The sequence below is a fragment of the Streptomyces sp. NPDC001108 genome (assembly GCF_053598535.1).
In genome coordinates, this window is sequence record NZ_JBSFKL010000002.1 from 215,722 (window position 1) to 234,518 (window position 18,797).

Sequence of the window (18,797 nt, forward strand, 5' to 3'; positions counted from 1 at the left end):
CCACCCTCACCTGCCGGAGGAATCCCGATCATGACCGCACGCACCACCTGTCGACCGACCGCGAAGCACCGGATCGCAGCGGTCGGCGCCATCGCGGTCGCCGGCACCATGCTGCTGACCGCTTGTGGCGACCAGACGAAGAACGGCTCGCGCCCCGCTTCGAACGACCAGGCCCCGCTGGCCCATCTGCTGCCCGCGGCGATCAAGGACAAGGGAACGCTCCGGGTCGGCTCGGACATCGCCTACCCGCCGGTCGAGTTCAAGGACAAGTCCGGCAACACGGTCGGCATCGATCCCGACATCGCCGCCGCCATCGGCAAGCAGCTCGGCCTGACCCTCGAGTTCCAGAACGGCACGTTCGACACGCTGATCACCGGCCTGCGCTCCAAGCGCTACGACCTGGCCATGTCGTCCATGACCGACACCAAGGACCGCCAGCAGGGCATCGACCCCGAGACGAACAAGAAGGTCGGCGAGGGTGTCGACTTCGTCGACTACTTCAACGCCGGTGTCTCGATCTACACGCGCAAGGGCGACGACCAGGGGATCGCGTCCTGGGCCGACCTCTGCGGCAAGAAGATCGCCGTCCAGCGCAACACCGTCTCGCACGACCTCGCCAAGGCCGAGTCGAAGAAGTGCCCGGCCGGCAGGTCGATCACGATCGAGACCTTCGACAACGACCTGGAGGCCCAGACCCGGCTGCGCAGCGGTGGCGTCGACGCCGGCTCCTCCGATTTCCCGGTGGCCGCGTACGCGGTGAAGACCTCGGGCGACGGCAAGGACTTCCAGATGGTCGGCGAGCAGGTCGACGCGGCCCCGTACGGCATCGCCGTCGCCAAGGGCAACGACCAGCTGACCCAGGCCATCCGGGCGGCCCTGGACGCGATCATCAAGAACGGCGAGTACGGCAAGATCCTCGCCAAGTGGAAGGTGGAGGACGGGGCCGTCACCGAGGCCAAGATCAATGGCGGGTCCTGACAGGGCATCGGCGCAGAAAGGTTCTTCCTGTGACTGACTTCGAGAAGAAGAGGACCGGCCCGGCCGACCCGCCGCCCGCCGCCCCGTCGTCCGGACCCCAGGCGATCCGGGCCATCCCGGTCCGGCACTACGGCCGGTACGTCTCGGCGGCCGTCGCCATCGGTGTCCTGGTGGCGATCGTCTACGCCTTCAGCCAGGGCAAGATCAACTGGGGCGCGGTCCCCGACTACTTCTTCGACGACCGCATCCTGAAGGGCGTCGGCCAGACCCTGCTGCTGACCGCCCTGTCCATGGTCATCGGTGTCGTCGGCGGCATCCTGCTGGCCGTGATGCGGCTGTCGAAGAACCCGGTGACCTCGTCGATCGCCTGGTTCTACATCTGGTTCTTCCGCGGCACCCCGGTCCTGGTCCAGCTCTTCGTCTGGTTCAACCTCGGCCTGGTCTTCGAGTACATCGACCTGATGCCGATCTACAAGGACTACTGGTCGAGCTTCATGACGCCGCTGCTGACGGCGCTGCTCGGCCTGGGCCTGAACGAGGCCGCGTACATGGCCGAGATCTGCCGGGCGGGGCTGCTCTCCGTCGACGAGGGGCAGACGGAGGCCGCGCACGCGCTGGGCATGAGCCACGGCAAGACGCTCCGCCGCGTCGTGGTCCCGCAGGCCATGCGGGTGATCGTGCCGCCCACCGGCAACGAAGTGATCAACATGCTCAAGACGACGTCGCTGGTGGCGGCCGTCCAGTTCTACGAGCTGTTCAAGTACGCCCAGGACATCGGGCAGGCGTCCGGGGCCCCGGTCGAGATGTACTTCCTGGCCGCCTCCTGGTACCTGATCATGACCTCGGTGCTCAGCGTCGGCCAGTACTACCTGGAGCGGTACTACGCGCGCGGTTCCAGCCGCAGCCTGCCGCCCACCCCGTTCCAGAAGGTCAGGGCCAATCTGCTGTCCCTGGGCCGCCCGAAGGGAGGCATGGCATGAACGCCATGGTGAAGGCCGAGGGCGTCCACAAGTCCTTCGGCGCCGCGCACATCCTCAAGGGCATCGACCTGGAGGTCGCGCCGCGTGAGGTCTTCTGCCTGATCGGCCCGTCCGGCTCCGGCAAGTCGACGTTCCTGCGGTGCATCAACCACCTGGAGAAGATCAACGCCGGCCGGCTGTACGTCGACGGCGAACTGGTCGGCTACCGGCAGAAGGGCGACAAGCTCTACGAGCTGAAGGACAGCGAGGTCGCGCTGAAGCGCCAGGACATCGGCATGGTGTTCCAGCGCTTCAACCTCTTCCCGCACATGACGGCGATCGAGAACGTCATGGAGGCCCCGGTCCAGGTCAGGCGCGAGTCCAAGGCGGTGGCCCGGGCCCGCGCCGAGCGGCTGCTGGACCGGGTCGGCCTCGGCGACAAGGCGAAGAACTACCCCTCGCAGCTCTCCGGCGGCCAACAGCAGCGGGTGGCGATCGCCCGCGCCCTGGCCATGGAGCCGAAGCTGATGCTCTTCGACGAGCCGACCTCGGCGCTCGACCCGGAGCTGGTGGGCGATGTCCTCGACGTCATGCGCGGACTCGCGGAGGACGGCATGACCATGATCGTCGTCACCCATGAGATGGGCTTCGCCCGCGAGGTCGGCGACGCGCTGGTCTTCATGGACGACGGCGTGGTCGTCGAGTCGGGCCACCCGCGCGACGTGCTGACCAACCCGCAGCACGACCGGACGAAGTCGTTCCTGTCCAAGGTCCTGTGACGCCCGGGCCATGAGGCCATGAGGCCATGAGGCCATGAGGCCATGAGGCCATGAGGCCATGAGGAGAGGGGGAGGGCCGCGCGGCCCTCCCCCTCTCCTCATTCCCCGCCTACTTCTTCGGCAGCAGGGCCGGGTCGAGCAGCAGGGACCGCAACTGGTCCCGGGTGAGCGGCGGGTTCTTCAGGAGCGGCCCCTGCGCCCGCTTCCCCTCGAAGCCGGTGCTGCCGCGCACGGCCAGCACCCCGCCGTCCTTCATGACCAGCCGGCCGCTCAGCTCGGGTCCCCAGGGCAGTTCGACGCCCTCCATCGCGTCGGTCCAGGTGGTCAGCACACTGCCGTCCGGCCGCTTCTCGTTCACGCAGTCCGTCGCACCGGGGACCCCGTGGGAGGGCTTGCAGATGTCCTGCGCCCGGCCGCCGTTGCCGGTGTCCATGTAGCCGATGGTGAGGTAGCCGACGCCACCGTCCCTGCGTACGGAGTAGCTGCCGTCCAGCGGTCCCTGGAGGTGCGGCATCTCCCGCTCGTAGGTGTCGCCGTCGATGATCACGGCCATCGAGACCTCGTTGACCACCCCGACGCCCGGGGGCAGCACCTTCGCCAGTTCCTTCTCCCGGCCGCCGTTGCCCACCAGCTCGACCGGGGCCGCCACCGTGGCCCCGGGCACGGCCGGGCCGCCGCCGCTCCCGGCCGGGGACAGCCCCGGCAGGACGACCGCACCGGCCGCGACGGCGGCGACCGCCGCGGTCGTGACGCCGGCCCGGCGGCGCAGCCGCGCCCGGGCGGCCCCGGCGTACACCGCCCGTACCGAGGTCGTCGGCTCCCCCGCGCCGTCCGCGGCCCGCCCCAGCAGCTCGTGCACGTCGTTGCTCATACCAATTCCTCCGCCATCTCGGCGCGCAGTGCCGCCAACCCCCGAGCCGTGTGGCTCTTGACCGTGTTCTCCCGCATCCCGAGCAGCTCGGCCGTGACCTCGACGCTCAGGTCCTCCCAGTAGCGCAGGACCAGGACGGCCCGCTGCTTGTCGGTGAGACGGGCGAGCGCCGCCCGTACCGCCAGACCGGTGTCCGTGTCGGCCGTCCGGTCGGGGCGGTCGGGCAGTTCCCCGTAGGACTGCTCGCGCCGCCAGAACCGGCGGCGGGATGCGATGAAGGTGTTGATCAGCGTCTTGCGCGCGTACGCCTCGATGTTGTCGAGCCGTCCGTACCGCCGCCCTCCGAGCACCACCTTGACCAGCGTCGCCTGGACCAGGTCATCGGCTTCGTGCCGGTCGCCGCAGAGCAGGTACGCGCTGCGGAACAGCGCGGTACGTCTGCCTTCGACGAAGGCGTGCAGCGCGGCATCGTCATCGATCCGCATCGTCGGCGCCCCTCTCCCGGGTCCGCGGGTGCGGACCGTCTCATCCCTTCCAGTGCGGTGGGGGCCGCGGCGGGTTGCAGCGCACACGGGAGAGGGGGAGGGCGACGTACCGCCCTCCCCCTCTCCCGGTCCTGACGAACCGTCTGTCCCTCACTTCACGGCGAGCACCAGGGTGTCCGAGGGCGAGGCCCAGACGGCCCGCGCCTCACCGAACCCGGCCGCACGCAAGGTGTCGATGTGCCAGGCCGCCGGGGGCATGTCGCCGTCCGCGTGTTCACCGTAGATCCGGAACCGCTCGGCGGTCGGTCCGGCCAGCGCCGGGTCCTTGGCGGCCAGCGCCCACCAGTCCGCCCAGTCGACCGCGCCCGCCTCCTTGGCCCGGTCCATGACGGCGTGCCGGTGGGCGCGCTCGGCCGCGTTGATCCGGGGCGTGGTGGTGTCGATCATGTGGTCCGCGTTCATGAACACGCCGCCGTCCCTGACCAGCCCGCCGATGTGCCCGTAGAGCGCGGCGAGCGGTTCGGTGTGCAGCCAGTGCAGGGCGGTCGCGGTGAGGACGGCGTCGTACGAGTCGTACGGCAGCTTCGCGGCCCACGCGGGGTCCTTGAGGTCGGCGGAGACGAACTCGACGCGCCCGTCCCCCTCGAAGGAGCCGCGCGCGATGGTGAGCAGCGCGGGGTCGAGGTCGACTCCGGTACTGGTGGCTTCCGGGAACCGCCGGAGCAGCCGGTCCGTAATACTTCCCGTACCGCACGCGAGGTCCAACACCCTCGGCCGCGGCCCCACGACGGCCTCGACCATGTCCAGCATCACCCGGAAGCGCTCCTCGCGGTCGGGCATGTACCACTCCTGCTGACGGTCCCAGCTCTCCTGCCAGGCCCGCCAGTCCGTACCCGTCGACGTCTCTGCCACCGGAACCTCCATGTAATACCCTGAATCTTGAACAGCCCATTACATCTTTCGACGCATCGACCATAGACCGACGCCGTAAGGACTACAAGTGGAACTGGCCTATTACTCGGACTACGCCGTACGTCTGGTCAACACCGAGGAGCCGGCCCGTAACAAGGACTGCCTCACCTCCGTGGAGGCGGTCCGCGAGCTGTTCGGCCCCAACCAGCAGGCCGCCCGGCGCGCCACCGACGCGGACGTGACCCGCTTCAGGTCGGTACGGGCCCGGCTGCGCGCGGTCTTCGAGGCGGCCGACGGGGGTGACGAGACGCTCGCCGTCGACCTGCTCAACTCGCTGATGCTGGAGTTCCCGGTCAGCCCGCAGATCTCCGGCCACGAGACCCGGGACGCGGACGGCAAGCCGGACTGGCACATGCACCTGGCCGACCACCCGTCGAACGCGACGGCCGGGTACGCCGCCATCGCGGCGATGGGCCTGGCCTTCCACCTCACGTCGTACGGGGTCGACCGGCTCGGCCTGTGCGAGGCGTCGCCGTGCCGCAACGCCTACCTCGACACCTCGACCAACCGGTCCCGCCGCTACTGCTCGGACCGGTGCGCGACCCGCGCCAACGTGGCCGCCTACCGGGCCCGCAAGCGCCTGGAGACGGAGCGGGCCGCCGACACCGGCCGCAGCGCGGAGACCGCCCAGCTCACCACGGACCGCAGCGAACGCTGACCCTTCGCCGGCGGCCGGTACCGCAGCCGGGCCGTGGCCAGTACGAGCTCCTCGGGGACGGCACCGTAGTCCGTGCTGTCACCGCCCGCGAAGCTGTTGTCGGCCAGCACCCACCAGCCGCCCCGGCGCCGTTCGGCGGCCCTCTTCACCACCAGCAGGTCCTGCTGGAACGGATGGCGCAGGATCACCACGTCACCGGGGCGGACCCGGGCCCCGTACTGCACCAGCAGCCAGTCCCCGTGATGGAGCGTCGGCACCATCGACGGCCCGGTCACCTCCACCACCTGGAACGGCCCCCGCGCCACCGGCCCCCGCCCGGACCGCTCCCGCGTCGGCTCAGGCGTTTCCGGCATCTCCGGCACCTCCCGCATCTCCGGTACCTCCCGGCCCGTCCCGCACACATTCCGTACCCGTCCCGACAACAGCGTCCCGCATCACCGGGCCACTGGCCTCATCCTCGCCCCGGACTTTTGGCCTAAGCCCATGGGGGCACCCGGGAAAACCCGCCTCTCACCGAGTAATGTCCCACCTGAGAAGACGATCACGAGGAAGGACAGCTCAATGCTTTCCCGCCTGTTTGCCCCCAAGGTGAAGGTCAGCGCCCACTGCGACCTGCCCTGCGGCGTGTACGACCCGGCCCAGGCCCGCATCGAGGCGGAGTCCGTCAAGGCCGTCCAGGAGAAGTACCAGGCCAACGAGGACCCGCACTTCCGGGCCCGCGCGGTGGTCATCAAGGAGCAGCGCGCCGAGCTCGCCAAGCACCACGTCTCGGTGCTGTGGAGCGACTACTTCAAGCCGCCGCACTTCGAGAAGTACCCGGAGCTGCACCAGCTGGTCAACGACACCCTCAAGGCCCTCTCGGCCGCGAAGGCCTCCACGGACCCGGCGACGGGCCAGAAGGCTCTTGACCTGATCGCCCAGATCGACAAGATCTTCTGGGAGACGAAGAAGGCCTGACCTTCTCGCCGCTCGGCGAGGAAGGGAGGCCCGGCCGCTTCGCGCGGCCGGGCCTCCCTTCCTCGCTTCCGCCCGCCCCGCCGTCAAGCCCCTTCGGCGCGCCGGTGCTGTGCCAGCGCCGCCAGAAGCGCGCCGAGGTCACCTCGATGGATGATGACCTCCTCGTCCACCCCGGGCGGTTCGAAACGGCCGAAGAAGTCGTCGAGCGCTTCGGGCGTGACCACGAGAGCGTTGGCATCCCCGCGTCCGTTGCGCCCGGCCAGCCGCCGCACCAGCTCGTCGCGGCCGGCAGGCAGGTGCACGACCAGCGGCAGACCACCCTCGTCACGGGCCGCCCGCCGCCACGCGTCCCGCTCGCGACGGCGCCACAGGCCGTGGTCCAGGACCACGTCGTTCCCCGCCGCGATCTCCTCGCCGAACCTCCGCCGGACCGCCTCGACGACGGGCCGCTCGCGCGCGAAGTAGGTGTCCTCGGGATAGTCCACGCCGTAACGGCCGTGCAGACGGTGGACCTCCTCGTCGACGGAGAGACGCGCGAACCCCCGGCCGGCCAGGGCCCGGGCGAGGGTGGTCTTCCCGGAACCGGGCAGCCCGACCAGGAGAACAGCGAGGGGCACGGGGCAGTCCTTACGTTCGGATCCGTCCGTGGGCATCGGCACCGTCCCAGCGTGCCCGACGAAGTGACCGACCACGCACCCCCGGCTCGCGCATGGGGCACTCCCTCCCCGGTCGACCGGGCTGTGCCGGAGGGGATCCCCCATCGCGGCACGGCGGGGAGCCTCGCTGTCGCCGGGGCCGTCCTCTCAATTCCACGGGCCGTGCCGTCCGCCCGCTTCCACGTGCCGGATCGGCGGCTCGGAGCACGCCCGGTCGAGTGCGGGGAATCGTCGGGCCGAGCACACCTCCTCGCCGCGGTCGTCGATTCCGTACCCCCGTAAATCCCATGGAGCAGGACGATGCGTCTTGTTACGGTGGCGGCATGGCTTTCCTTTTCTTCGTCTGAGTCCGGGCACGGCCCTTGCCGCCGTTTCTGCCGCCCGTAGACCCTTCGCATGCCCAGGGAAAGCCTTATGCGCGACCGCGCTCATACCGTCATGCCCACCGCCGCCCCCACCGTGGCGCAGCTGTCCGTCAGGTCCGTCACCAAGTCGTACGGCACCCGGACCGTCCTCGACCAGGTCTCCTTCACCGTACGGCCGGGCGAGAAGGCCGCCGTGATCGGTGAGAACGGCTCCGGCAAGTCCACCTTGCTGCGGCTGCTCGCCGCGGTCGAGGAGCCGGACGCCGGGGAGGTCACCGTCCGCTTTCCCGGCGGGACCGGTCATCTCGCCCAGACCCTCGGCCTCGACGCGGGCCGCACCGTGCAGGACGCCGTCGACCTCGCCCTGGCCGAACTGCGCGACATGGAGCGGAGGATCCGTGTCGCGGAGGCGGCCCTCGCCGACGCGTCGGACGCGGAACTCGCTTCGTACGGCGATCTGTTGACCGCCTACCAGGAACGCGGTGGATACGAGGCGGACGCCCGCGTCGATGCCGCCATGCACGGGCTCGGGCTGGCCCGGATCGGCCGGGAGCGGCTGCTCGGCTCGTTGTCCGGCGGTGAACAGTCGCGGCTCGCGCTCGCCTGCTGCCTGGCCGCCGCCCCGGAACTGCTGCTTCTGGACGAGCCGACGAACCACCTCGACGCGGCGGCCGTGGGCTGGCTGGAGGAACACCTGCGCGCCCACCGCGGCACCGTCGTCGCGGTCACCCACGACCGCGGCTTCCTGGAACGCATCGCGACCACGATCCTGGAGGTCGACCGGGACGAGCGCACCGTGCGCCGGTACGGGGACGGCTGGGCCGGTTACCGTGCCGCGCGGGCCGCCGCCCGGCACGGAGCGGAGCAGCGGTACGCGGACTGGGTCGAGGAGGTGGCCCGGACGGAGGAGCTGCTGGAGGCCGCGGGCCGGCGGCTGGCCGTCACCGGACGCGACCCGAAGCAGGGTTTCGGCAAGCACCGCCGCTCCAGCGAGGCGAAGCTCGGCGGGCGGGTCCGCTCGGCGCGGGAGCGTCTGGAGCGGATGCGGCGCGACCCGGTGGTGAAGCCGCCGGAACCGCTCCGGTTCACGACGCTGCCGCCGTCCGCGGACCCCGGCCCGGCCCAGGAGGTACTCGCCGAACTCGACGGCGTACGGGTCGGGGAACGGCTGAGCCTCGACGGGCTCCTGACGATCGGGCCGGGAGGCCGCCTCCTCGTCACGGGCGGGAACGGGGCGGGCAAGACGACGCTGCTCCGCGTCCTGGCGGGCGAGCTGCGACCGGACGCGGGCACGGTGCGCCGCCCCGCCCGCGTCGGCCATCTCGCCCAGGAACTGCCCGCCCGCGCGTCACGGCTGCCGCTGCTCGCCGCGTTCGCCGCCGGGCGCCCCGGGCCGCCGGACGAGCACGCCGAACAGCTGCTGTCCCTGGGCCTGTTCCGCGAACAGGATCTGCACGTCCCGGTCGCCGCCCTGTCCGTGGGCCAGCAGCGGCGGTTGCAGATCGCGACCCTGGTGACCCGGCCCGCCGACCTCCTCGTCCTCGACGAACCGACCAACCACCTCGCACTCGACCTGGTCGAGGACCTTCAGGCGGCGCTCGCGGCCTACCCGGGGGCGGTGGTCGCGGTCTCGCACGATCGGGACTTCCGGGCGTCCTTCGCGGCCGAGCGCCTCGAACTGCACGCCGGCCACGGGCGCTGCCCCGGTCCGGTCATGCCCCGGAGGGTGTCCGGCGCATGACCCCGCGACGCCGCAGTCCGGTGTCCGACGCCCCCGGCACCGATGCGACCCGCCGTCCGACTACGCGCCACAGTGGCCAACATCGTTTATTTTAAGATCACTTGGTACCGCATACCGTGCGATCCCTCTTCGTCAGGAGACTGAACATGTCTGTCCCCGAAGGCGCCTACGCCGTCGAGTACTCGTTCACGGCCTACGACACCGGCGTCGAGATAGGCGCCGTCATCAAGTTCCCGCTCAGCTCGTCCCCCTCCCAGCAGCCGCACGAGGACGCCGCGGCGCGGGCCGCGGCCGAGGCGTACCGGGCCACCATCGCCGCCGCCTATCCGGCCGTCCCGGTGCACGCGAGCCGCGTCTACCAGTGCCGCCGCCCGGGCGACGCCTGGCCCACGACCTCCGCCTGACCACCGCGCCCGGAGGCGACCGGATCGGAACGGAGCGGCAACTCCATGGCGCGGCGCAGCGATTCGCGCTCGTTTCGCCCGACACGGCCGTGTCGTCGAGATGTTTGCGCGCTTCCGGGGGACCATATGGAGTCGGCCGATTCCGGTCCCCCGTCACTTCGCTCCTCCTGGTATACGCGAGCAATGAAACGGGGCTGCGTACACGAGGGGAGACAGCTATGGCGACCGAGGGTTTCACCACATGTCTGTGGTTCGACGGGCAGGCCGAGGAGGCCGCGGAGTACTACGTGTCCGTCTTCCGGAACTCCCGCGTCGGCAGGGTCGCCCGCTACAGCGAGGCCGGGCCGGGGCCCGCCGGCTCGGTGATGACGGTGGAGTTCGAGATCAACGGCCAGCGGTTCGTCGGGGTGAACGGCGGACCGGCGTTCACCTTCGACGAGGCCATCTCGTTCCAGATCGGCTGCGCGGACCAGGCCGAGGTGGACCACTACTGGGCGCTCCTCACCGACGGCGGCGAGGAAGGCCCCTGCGGCTGGCTGAAGGACCGGTACGGGGTCTCCTGGCAGGTCGTGCCCGACGGGCTGATCGAGCTGGTGAGCGACCCGGACGGGGAGAAGGCCGCCCGGGTCACCCGGGCGATGATGACGATGAAGAAGCTCGACATCGCCGCGCTGCGGCAGGCGCACGGCGCCGGCCGGCAGAGCGCTTCCTGACGACCGGGCCGCCGGGACACCCCCGACGGCCCGCCCCGCCCGCGTCCCGTCACGGGCGGGACGCGCCGCCCGGGCGGCGCGGTGCGAGGAAGGCCCCCGCGAGGAGTGCCCCGGCGAGCACCAGCGCCGCGTTGACCAGGATCGCGACCGCGACCCCGGACAGGACGGCCTCGGGTCCGGTGCCGCCGAGGGCGGAGATCCGGGCGGTGGCGATCGCGCTCATGACCGGGATGCCCATCGTGATGCCGACCTGCTGGGTCATGGTGGCGAGCCCGGTGGCCAGGCCCTGTTCCTCGTCGGGGAGCCCCGAGGTCGCGGTGACCATGAAGCCGACGATCATCAGCATGTTGCCGATGCCGCCGACGAACGTGGCCACCAGCAAGAGCGCGATCCAGCCACCTGTGCTGCCCAGCGCGACCAGGGAGAGGGTCGCCACGGCCTGGACGATCCCGCCGCCGACGATGGTGGCCCGGCTCCCGAACCGGCCGACTGCCCGCCCGCCGAACGCCCCGCCGAGCACCGTGCCGACGCCGAGGACACCGAAGGCGAGCCCGGTCGCGAGCGGCGAGTAGCCGAGGACCTCCTGGAGGTAGAGGGTGAGCAGGAAGACCAGCGAGGTCTCGGTGACGAACGCGATCAGCCCCGCCGTGTTGCCCCAGACGACGCCGCGCCGCCGCAGGACGCGTACGGGGACGAGCGGCGCCGCGGCCCTCGCCTCGACGAACCGGAAGGCGACGAGGAGCGCGGCCCCGGCAAGCAGGGCCGCCAGGGTGACGGGCCCGGTCCAGCCGGACTCGCCGGCCCGGGTCAGACCGTAGACGAGCAGCAGCAGTCCGCCGGTGACGGTCACCGCGCCGGGGACGTCGAGCCGGGGACGACGGGCGGGCCGGGCGTCGGTGACGACGGACGGGGCGAGGGCGACGACCAGGGCGGCGACCGGCACGTTGACGAAGAAGGCCCAGCGCCAGGAGAGCAGGTCGGTGAGCAGTCCGCCGAGGACGGCCCCGGCGGTGAAGCCCGCCGACATCAGCGCCCCGTTGAGGCCCAGGGCGCGTTCGCGCAGCGGCCCCTCCTTGAAGGCGGTGGTCAGCAGTGCCAGCCCGGCGGGCGTGACGGCCGCCGTGGCGAGCCCCTGGAGCACCCGGGCCACGAGCAGCACACCGGGCGAGGTGGCGAGCCCGCCGAGAACGGACGAGAGACCGAGGACGGTCATGCCGACGAGGAACATCCGCTTCCGGCCGACCAGATCGGCGATCCGGCCGAACAGCAGGGTGAACCCGGCGGCGGCGAGGGCGAAGGCGGTGGCGATCCACTGGAGTCGGGAGAGGGGGAAACCGAGCCCCTGGCCGACGGCGGGCAGCGCGACGTTCAGGATCGAGAAGTCCACGGCGATCATGAACTGCGCGCCGAGGAGAAGTGTGAGGACGAGCTTCTGCCGCCCGGTCATCCGGACGGCTGGAGCGGCGGGGACGCGATCCCCGGAGGGGGCGGGGGCGGAGTCGGTCGCGGCCGACGGGGCGGGGCTGGGCGCGGACATGGCGGGCCTTCCTCAGCGCAGGTTCTCTAACGGGACTGTGGTTCCGTTAAGGTGGGCGTCACCGTAGCAGAGGAAGAGACACTAATGGAACTGGAGACCCGTTATGACTTCTGAGGGTGTGGACCCCGAGGCGGTGGAACCCGGCAGCGTGCGTCCCGGGGGCCGTACCGCCCGGGTGCGTGAAGCGGTGCTGCGGGCGGCGGGCGACGCCCTGGCCGAGCACGGCTTCGGCCGGCTGGACCTCGCCGACGTCGCGCGCCGGGCGGGCGTGGGCAAGACCACCGTCTACCGGCGCTGGTCCACCCCGACCGGGCTGATGGCGGACCTGCTGGACGACATGGCCGAGCAGTCCTCGCCCCGTGCGGCCACGGGTTCGCTCACCGAGGACCTCCGGGCCAACGCCCGGCTGGTGGTGGACACCCTCACCGACGCGCGGCAGGGTGCTCTCTTCCGGGCCGTGATCGCCGCGGCCCTCTGCGACCCGCACACGGCGAAGGCGCTGCACCGCTTCTACGCGATCCGGGTCGAGGAGTGGTCCGCCTGCGTCACCGAGGCCGTCGAACGCGGCGAGCTGCCCGCCGGCACGGACCCCGGCGAAGTGGTCCGCGCCGTGTCGGCACCGCTCTACTACCGGCTGCTGACCAGCGGGGACAGGCTCGACGCGGCGGCGGCGGACCGGGCCGCCGAGGCCGCCGAGGCCGCGGCGCGGTCGGGGGCGTACGTCGTCTGAACAGCCGCGCCCGCCCACGGGAAGCGGGCGGGCGCGGGGCGGCCCAAGGGCTCGGGTGTGCTCAGGGTCGGGGCGGCCCGTCCGGTGCCAGCAGGTGCCGGTAGCTGTCCGGGTGCTGCCGCAGGAAGGCGGCCAGGCCCGTCGCCGGGCGGCCGGTGAGCTGCGGCACGGCGTCCGAGACCGTGGCCATTTCACCGGCGGCGATGGCCTCGTACGAGGTGACCCAGCCGGCCACCTCCCAGTCCTCGGCCCCGTAGTGCGCCCGTGAGGCGTACGCCTCCTTGCGGGTCTCCGGCACGTAGGTGACGGCCCGGCCGGTGACCCGGCTCAGCTCCTCCGCCGCCTCGGCGAGGGTGAACGCCTCGGGGCCGGTGAGGTCGTAGCTCCGCCCGTCGTGCCGGGTGACGGGGCCCTCGGCGCCCGGTCCGGTACCGGCCAGCAGGACGGTGGTGGCGGCGTCGGCGATGTCGTCGTGCGCCACCGCCGCCACCCGTCCGTCGCCCGCCGGTCCGCGCAGCACCCCGTCGGCGCCGGTCATGGCCGGGATGCCCGCGAGGTACAGGCTGTCGCGGAGGAAGGTGTGGCGGACGTCGGCGGCCCGGATGTGCGCCTCGGTGTGCCAGTGGTCCCGGGCGAAGGTGAATGTGGCGTCCGGCGCCGCTCCCAGGAACGAGACGTACACGATGCGTTCGACGCCGACGGCCACCGCCGCGTCCACCGCCGTCGTGTGCTCCCGTACCCGGTGCGGGCTCTCGTGCGCCGAGACCAGGAACAGGGTGTGCGCCCCGGCCAGGGCACGCCGCATGGCCTCCCCGTCGCCGTACGGGGCGGGCGGGGCGGCCACCGCTCCGGGCAGTTCGGGCAGCCGGGACGGGTCGCGGCCGAGCAGCCGTACGGGCACCCCGGCCCGGACCAGCCGCCGGGCGACCCGGCCGCCGACGGCACCGCCCGCGCCGGTGACGGCGACGATCGGGGCGTCCGGGACCGGCGTGCTCGTGGCGGACGTGTCGCTCATGCGGGACCGTCCTCCTTCCCCGGCGAATTCCCGGGCGCGTTCCCGGGCGCGTTCCCGGGCCAGGGGCGCACCTCGACGACCGCGTCCACCGGGACGGGACCGTAGATGTGCGGGAACTCCTCGCCGCCGGGCGCGGCGGGCTCGTACCGGACGGGCACCGTGAGCAGGTCGGGGTCGATGACGAGGACGACGAGTTCCTGGTCGTGGGCGCCGGCCCCGCTCCCGGTGCCGTAGAGCAGTTCGGCGACACCGTCGAGCTGGTGCGGCAGCGAGCAGTGGATGAAGCCCTCTTCGTGCAGGGTGCGGCCGCGGGTGGACATCTCGAACGTCCCGATCCCGCGGGCCGCCTCCCACAGCGGGCCTTCGGTGAGGTGCAGCAGCAGTTCGGCCATGGGCCAAAACTACGGGCTGTGCCGTGTTCCCCGGTGGATCAGCGCGCGGCCGGGTCCGGGCGCGCGCCGGTGTCAGGCGCCCCCGAGGAGCCGGGCCTCCACCTCCGGGTCCAGCCCGACGGCCGGCCGGTCCGGCCGCTGCGGGGCCCGTCCGCCCAGCTTCTCCAGCCACGTCCAGGTGTCGGCGACCGTCTCCTCGACCGGGCGGCAGCGCAGCCCGGCCGCGTGCGCCCGCTCGACGTCGCCGCGGTGGAGCGTGTCGTACAGCTCGCCCGGCGGCAGCCAGACCGGCAGGTCGCTCCACGGCTCCACGCCCGCCGCGAGGATCGCCTCCTCGGGGACCCAGCGCAGCTCGGCGCCGGAGCCGGTGACACGCACGCAGGCCTCCAGCAGCCGCCCCATGGTGGTGTGGCCCGGGCGGCTCACCAGGTTGTACGGGCCGTGCAGCCCGGCGCGGGCCGCGTCCAGCAGCCAGCCGGCGAGGTCGCGGGCGTCGATGTACTGGAGATCCAGATCCGGTCCGCCGGGGGCCAGTACGGGCCCGCCCCGGGCGATCCGCCCCAGCCACCAGGGCAGTCGGCCGATGTTCTCCCCGGGACCGAGGATCAGCCCGGCGCGGGCGAGCAGTGCCCGGTCGCCGAAGGCGTCGAGCGCCGCCAGCTCCCCGCCGCGCTTGGCCTGCGCGTACGGGACGTCCCCGCCCGCGTCCGGTGAGGCGCCGGTGACCAGCGGGCCGTCCTCGGGCAGCCCGGCCGGGGCCGGGTACGCGTACACGGAGCGGCTGGACACGTACGTGTACCGCCCGGCCCGGCCGGCGAGCAGCCGGGCGGCGTCCCGGACGGCCGAGGGTGCGCCGCTCCAGGTGTCGACGACCAGGTCCCAGCCGGGCCCGTCTGCGGCGCCCCGGGCCAGCGCGGCGAGGCCGTCCGGCGCGGTGCGGTCGCCGAGCAGCTCCGCCACGCCCGGCGGGGCGGCGTGCCGGCCCCGGTGGAACACCGTGACGTCCCAGCCGCGCGCCGACGCCTCCTCGGTCACCGCGCGCCCCACGAACTCCGTACCGCCCAGGATCAGTAGCCTCATGATCCGACTCTGCCCGGCCGGAGCCGTTCCGGTAACCGGTCCTCGCTCCTGGCGGAATCGGCACGCCCACGGCGAAACCGGGAACCTTCCGGTCACGGGGTGCGGGCGAGCGGGCTGCGGTTGCGCAGCAGCCACTGGTGGTACCCGGCGGCGCGCGAGGCGGCCTCCCGGTAGGCCGCCTCCAGCTCCGCGTAGACCGGGTCCATGTCGGCGCCCGGCCGGGAGAGCAGCAGCAGCCGTACGGCGAGGGGGTCGTCGCGCAGCGGGCGGATCGCCATGTCGTCGCGCGGCCCGGAGGTCGGCTGGCAGGGGGCGACCGCCTCGCCGAGCACGATGAGCGAGGCGGCGGTGAGGTAGTCCCCGTGCAGGACGGTCGGGGCGAGACCGGCCGCGTCGAAGACCCGCCGCAGCCCGTCCCACTCGCCGTCCACCGTGGGGTCGACCATCCACCGGTCGGCGGCCAGGTCGACGAGGTCGACCACCGGGCGGGCGGCGGCGGGGTGGTCCCTGGCCATGGAGATGAACTGCGGTTCGCGGTCCAGGAGTACGCGCTGTTCCAGACCGTCCGGTACCGCCAGCGGGCACCCCTCGACCTCGTGCACGAAGGCGACGTCCAGCGCGCCGGTCGCGACGTCGCGGAGCAGGGCGCGGGCCGACACGTCGACCCGCAGCGAGATGTCGGTGCCGGGCAGCCGGAGCCGGAGCCGGCGCAACCAGCCGCCGATGACCCGGCTCGCCGTGCAGCCGATGCGCAGCCGGGGACCGGTGGCGCGGACCGCGTCGGCCTCCGCCCTGGCGTCGCTGACCAGGGCGGTCATGCCGTCGACCAGGGGGCGGGCGCGGCTGAGGACGGCGCGGCCGAGCTGGGTCGGGCGGCAGCCGGTCCGTTCGCGCCAGAACAGCTCGGCGCCCAGGGCGTTCTCGATCCGGCGCAGCTGGGTGGTCAGAGAGGGCTGGCTGACGCCCAGGCGGCGGGCGGCTCGGTGCAGGCTGCCCGCGTCCGCGATGGCGCACAGCGCCCTGAGGTGCCTCACCTCAAGCTCCATACGAGCGAGCGTAGGGCGGCGGGAGACGGTCGCACCAGACTCCCCAATCATCTCAAAGCCCTTTAATTCACCGGGAGTTGACGGAAGCTTCAGCGACCGTACGGGGACCGGTGATAGTGCGGCGCTATCGCCGGTTGACATCATCCGCCGCGGCTTCCGCTCCCCGACACTCACTGCGTACCGCACCCGTCCGGTTCCGATCATCGGACGGGTCCATCGGACCGGTAACGGCAGGAGACCCCCCATGAAGCACCCCAGGACCGTCATCTCGGCCTTGGTCGGCCTCGGCTTCGGCCTCGCGGCCGCGCTGGGCACCGCACCCGCGATCGCCGCCTCCCCGGCCCCCGCCGACCAGGCGGCCCAGAAGGCCGCGGGCTACGCCGCGTACGCCGGTTCGGCGGAGAACGCCGCCGGGAACAAGGCGTTCTTCGAGGCGGTCGCCAAGTCCGTCGCGAAGAAGCGGGCGGCCAACCCCGGCCTCAAGTCCGTCACCATCGTCTACAGCGCCACCAACGCGCCGAGCTTCCGCAGCCAGATATCCAGCAGCGCGCAGATCTGGAACAGCTCGGTCTCCAACGTCCGGCTCCAGGAGGGCTCGAACGCCGACTTCGCCTACTACGAGGGCAACGACTCCCGGGGGTCGTACGCGAGCACCGACGGGCACGGCAACGGCTACGTCTTCCTGGACTACGCGCAGAACCAGCAGTACAGCTCGGTCCGGGTCACCGCCCACGAGACCGGGCACGTGCTCGGCCTGCCGGACCACTACTCCGGTCCGTGCAGCGAGCTGATGTCCGGCGGCGGCCCCGGCACGTCCTGCACCAACCCGTACCCGAACGCGAACGAGGTCAGCCGGGTCAACTCCCTTTGGCAGTACGGCTTCGCGGCCTCCCTCGCGAAGAACGCCTCCTGACGGTCACGGCCGTCACGCACGCGGCACGCCGCGGGGCCCCACCCCGCGGCGTGCCGCGCCGGACGTCTCAGCCGGTGCGCAGCGCGGTCCGCACCAGCTCCAGCAGCTCCTCCTCGGTCATGCCCAGCTCACGCGCGTCGGCCGCCACTTCCCGTACGCGTTCCAGCAGTCTGGCCCGGTGCGGCGGGACGCCTCCGGTGACGACCGCGCCGCGGCCCCGGCGCAGTTCGATGAGCCCTTCCTCGCGCAGCTGCTGGTAGCCACGGAGCACGGTGTGGACGTTGACGCCGAGGGAGTCCGCGAGCGCCCGGGCCGCGGGCAGCCGTTCGCCCGGCGCCACCTCGCCCCGGGCGGCCGAGCGGCGCACGCACGCCGCGATCTGGTCGCCGAGCGGCACGGTGGAGGTGGGATCGACACGGAACAGCATGCTCAGCGTCCCGCCCGACGCCGGTCGACCAGGGTGTTGAGGAGCGCGGCGCCGGTCTTCGAGTCGTCGACGGTCACCGCGAACTTCCGGCCGTCCACCAACGTCGCCACGATCCCCTCGCCGGAGCGGAGCACCACACCGGTGCCGCCGGGCCGGACGCGGTAGCCCCAGCCGCCGAACTCGGCGAGAGGGCTGATGTCGCGGCTGCACGCGGACTCTATCCGGTCGAGCGGCACCCTGACGCGGGGCCAGGGCAGCGTCCCGGAGACGGTGATGCCGCGCCGGTCCACCATCACGTGCGCCCGGACGAACCCGCCCAGCACCACGCCGACGACCAGCAGCGGCAGCCCGGCCTCCCACCGCCACAGCGGCGTCAGCACCAGCCCCGCGGCGAGCAGCGCCAGGACCGCCGCCGGAGCCCACCGGCTTCCGGCGCCGCGGGTCCACCCGGCGACCTCGCCGTCCGCCAGCGCGATCCGCGCACCGCCGCCCGCCTGCCCCGGACCGCTCCCGGTCGGCGGTTCCGGTGCGGGGAAGAGCGCGGCGAGCGCCCATCCGAGCCCGCCCGTGAGCGCGGCGACCCCCAGGGCGGCGGCGAAGTGCCACATCGGGAGCGAGACTCCCGGCACCTCCCCCCGCGGACCCACGGTCGCGTCCACGTTGACGAGCAGCGCGGCGGCCAGCAGCCAGCCGAGGAAACCGGCCAAGGCGAAGCCGCTGGAGAAGAGCCACCGGTGGGCCCGACCGTGCAGCTGCCACCGGGCCGCCATGAGCAGCCACGCCCCGCCGGCCACGACGAGCGTCAGCGTGCTGATCAGCACGTACCAGTCCCGCCCCATGTACTGGTCCGCCCGGCCGCCGCCCGTGAAGTGGCTGGCGACGCGCTCCGGGAGCCGATCCCGGAACACGAGGAAGAGCACCAGGTCGACGGCGAGGGCGAGCACGAACGGCAGGACCGCGAAGAGGGCCCCACCCAGGTTCTTTCGATTCATCAAAACCTCCCTTGTTCGCATGCTAGTAGAACAATGAGGGGCTGACAAACCCGCCCTGTACCGGAACTGCGCCGGTACGGGGCGGGATGCGATGTGCGGGAGGGCCGGCGGCCGTGCGCCGGGCCGC

Annotated in this window: 22 protein-coding genes; 10 read left to right on the forward strand and 12 right to left on the reverse strand. The window is 72.5% G+C overall.

Annotated features, from left to right (window positions below; translation table 11 throughout):
• The first annotated feature begins 30 nt into the window (after positions 1–30).
• Genes ACWC97_RS05760 through ACWC97_RS05770 form a run of 3 tightly spaced genes read left to right on the forward strand, consistent with a single transcriptional unit; the run spans position 31 to position 2,716 of the window.
• On the forward strand, positions 31–978 hold the full coding sequence (locus ACWC97_RS05760; protein ID WP_352278458.1) for an ABC transporter substrate-binding protein: 948 nt from the start codon (positions 31–33) through the stop codon (positions 976–978).
• A 29-nt stretch (positions 979–1,007) separates the two neighbouring features.
• Positions 1,008–1,958 carry an amino acid ABC transporter permease gene (locus ACWC97_RS05765; RefSeq protein ID WP_450647650.1) on the forward strand — a complete coding sequence of 317 codons (951 nt, stop codon included), beginning with the start codon at positions 1,008–1,010 and terminating at the stop codon, positions 1,956–1,958.
• Positions 1,955–2,716: an amino acid ABC transporter ATP-binding protein gene (locus tag ACWC97_RS05770; protein ID WP_352278454.1), complete on the forward strand. Its 762-nt coding sequence runs from the start codon at positions 1,955–1,957 to the stop codon at positions 2,714–2,716. The genes ACWC97_RS05765 and ACWC97_RS05770 overlap by 4 nt, the downstream gene beginning before the upstream one ends.
• Before the next feature lie 109 nt (positions 2,717–2,825).
• On the opposite strand, the gene ACWC97_RS05775 is transcribed toward ACWC97_RS05770, so the two are convergent.
• The 3 genes from ACWC97_RS05775 to ACWC97_RS05785 all read right to left on the reverse strand — a co-directional run bounded on the left by ACWC97_RS05775 (position 2,826) and on the right by ACWC97_RS05785 (position 4,996).
• Positions 2,826–3,587: a hypothetical protein gene (locus ACWC97_RS05775; protein ID WP_450647652.1), complete on the reverse strand. Its 762-nt coding sequence runs from the start codon at positions 3,585–3,587 to the stop codon at positions 2,826–2,828.
• Entirely contained in the window at positions 3,584–4,072 is a 489-nt protein-coding gene (locus tag ACWC97_RS05780) for a SigE family RNA polymerase sigma factor (RefSeq protein ID WP_450647654.1), read from the reverse strand. Before ACWC97_RS05780 ends, ACWC97_RS05775 begins: the two co-directional genes overlap by 4 nt.
• A gap of 150 nt (positions 4,073–4,222) precedes the next feature.
• On the reverse strand, positions 4,223–4,996 hold the full coding sequence (locus ACWC97_RS05785) for a class I SAM-dependent methyltransferase (RefSeq protein ID WP_450647655.1): 774 nt from the start codon (positions 4,994–4,996) through the stop codon (positions 4,223–4,225).
• 76 nt (positions 4,997–5,072) lie between these two features.
• On the opposite strand from ACWC97_RS05785, the gene ACWC97_RS05790 reads away from it, so the two are divergent.
• Positions 5,073–5,702, forward strand: a complete 630-nt coding sequence (locus ACWC97_RS05790) for a CGNR zinc finger domain-containing protein (protein ID WP_352278446.1) — start codon at positions 5,073–5,075, stop codon at positions 5,700–5,702.
• Here the strand turns inward: ACWC97_RS05790 and sodX are convergent.
• Positions 5,606–6,055, reverse strand: a complete 450-nt coding sequence (sodX, locus tag ACWC97_RS05795; RefSeq protein WP_352278444.1) for a nickel-type superoxide dismutase maturation protease — start codon at positions 6,053–6,055, stop codon at positions 5,606–5,608. The two genes, ACWC97_RS05790 and sodX, sit on opposite strands and share 97 nt — an antisense overlap.
• 208 nt (positions 6,056–6,263) lie before the next feature.
• Here sodX and sodN point away from each other — a divergent pair, with 208 nt between their 5' ends.
• On the forward strand, positions 6,264–6,659 hold the full coding sequence (gene sodN / locus ACWC97_RS05800) for a superoxide dismutase, Ni (RefSeq protein WP_352278442.1): 396 nt from the start codon (positions 6,264–6,266) through the stop codon (positions 6,657–6,659).
• Positions 6,660–6,742: 83 nt separating this feature from the next.
• Here the strand turns inward: sodN and ACWC97_RS05805 are convergent, their stop codons facing one another.
• Complete coding sequence (locus ACWC97_RS05805; protein ID WP_450647657.1) at positions 6,743–7,276, reverse strand: AAA family ATPase; 534 nt, start codon at positions 7,274–7,276, stop codon at positions 6,743–6,745.
• Between the two features lie 477 nt (positions 7,277–7,753).
• Between ACWC97_RS05805 and abc-f the strand changes: the two genes are divergently transcribed.
• The 3 genes from abc-f to ACWC97_RS05820 all read left to right on the forward strand — a co-directional run bounded on the left by abc-f (position 7,754) and on the right by ACWC97_RS05820 (position 10,538).
• Positions 7,754–9,421, forward strand: a complete 1,668-nt coding sequence (gene abc-f / locus ACWC97_RS05810; protein WP_450648186.1) for a ribosomal protection-like ABC-F family protein — start codon at positions 7,754–7,756, stop codon at positions 9,419–9,421.
• A gap of 146 nt (positions 9,422–9,567) precedes the next feature.
• On the forward strand, positions 9,568–9,825 hold the full coding sequence (locus ACWC97_RS05815; protein ID WP_352278437.1) for a hypothetical protein: 258 nt from the start codon (positions 9,568–9,570) through the stop codon (positions 9,823–9,825).
• Between the two features lie 218 nt (positions 9,826–10,043).
• Positions 10,044–10,538: a VOC family protein gene (locus tag ACWC97_RS05820; protein ID WP_352278436.1), complete on the forward strand. Its 495-nt coding sequence runs from the start codon at positions 10,044–10,046 to the stop codon at positions 10,536–10,538.
• A 49-nt stretch (positions 10,539–10,587) separates the two neighbouring features.
• Here the strand turns inward: ACWC97_RS05820 and ACWC97_RS05825 are convergent, their stop codons facing one another.
• On the reverse strand, positions 10,588–12,075 hold the full coding sequence (locus tag ACWC97_RS05825; RefSeq protein ID WP_450647660.1) for an MFS transporter: 1,488 nt from the start codon (positions 12,073–12,075) through the stop codon (positions 10,588–10,590).
• Between the two features lie 103 nt (positions 12,076–12,178).
• Here ACWC97_RS05825 and ACWC97_RS05830 point away from each other — a divergent pair, with 103 nt between their 5' ends.
• On the forward strand, positions 12,179–12,805 hold the full coding sequence (locus tag ACWC97_RS05830) for a TetR/AcrR family transcriptional regulator (RefSeq protein WP_450647662.1): 627 nt from the start codon (positions 12,179–12,181) through the stop codon (positions 12,803–12,805).
• Positions 12,806–12,866: 61 nt separating this feature from the next.
• On the opposite strand, the gene ACWC97_RS05835 is transcribed toward ACWC97_RS05830, so the two are convergent.
• The 4 genes from ACWC97_RS05835 to ACWC97_RS05850 form a co-directional block, all read right to left on the reverse strand.
• Positions 12,867–13,820, reverse strand: coding sequence for an NAD(P)H-binding protein (locus ACWC97_RS05835; RefSeq protein ID WP_450647664.1), 954 nt, complete (start codon positions 13,818–13,820; stop codon positions 12,867–12,869).
• Positions 13,817–14,212 (reverse strand): DUF952 domain-containing protein, encoded by a 396-nt coding sequence (locus tag ACWC97_RS05840; RefSeq protein WP_450647666.1) that lies wholly within the window; start codon positions 14,210–14,212, stop codon positions 13,817–13,819. The genes ACWC97_RS05835 and ACWC97_RS05840 overlap by 4 nt, the downstream gene beginning before the upstream one ends.
• 72 nt (positions 14,213–14,284) lie before the next feature.
• Positions 14,285–15,292 (reverse strand): NAD-dependent epimerase/dehydratase family protein, encoded by a 1,008-nt coding sequence (locus tag ACWC97_RS05845; protein WP_450647668.1) that lies wholly within the window; start codon positions 15,290–15,292, stop codon positions 14,285–14,287.
• A gap of 92 nt (positions 15,293–15,384) precedes the next feature.
• Positions 15,385–16,338 carry a LysR family transcriptional regulator gene (locus tag ACWC97_RS05850; RefSeq protein ID WP_352278428.1) on the reverse strand — a complete coding sequence of 318 codons (954 nt, stop codon included), beginning with the start codon at positions 16,336–16,338 and terminating at the stop codon, positions 15,385–15,387.
• A 244-nt stretch (positions 16,339–16,582) separates the two neighbouring features.
• On the opposite strand from ACWC97_RS05850, the gene snpA reads away from it, so the two are divergent.
• A complete protein-coding gene (gene snpA, locus ACWC97_RS05855) occupies positions 16,583–17,251 on the forward strand; it encodes a snapalysin (protein ID WP_352278426.1) in 669 nt (222 codons plus the stop codon).
• A 67-nt stretch (positions 17,252–17,318) separates the two neighbouring features.
• Here snpA and ACWC97_RS05860 read toward each other — a convergent pair whose 3' ends face one another.
• A complete protein-coding gene (locus tag ACWC97_RS05860) occupies positions 17,319–17,678 on the reverse strand; it encodes a GntR family transcriptional regulator (protein WP_352278424.1) in 360 nt (119 codons plus the stop codon).
• 2 nt (positions 17,679–17,680) lie between these two features.
• The gene (locus ACWC97_RS05865; RefSeq protein WP_450647671.1) at positions 17,681–18,670 is read right to left on the reverse strand and encodes a DUF1648 domain-containing protein; all 990 of its coding nucleotides are present in this window, start codon (positions 18,668–18,670) and stop codon (positions 17,681–17,683) included.
• Positions 18,671–18,797: the final 127 nt, after the last annotated feature.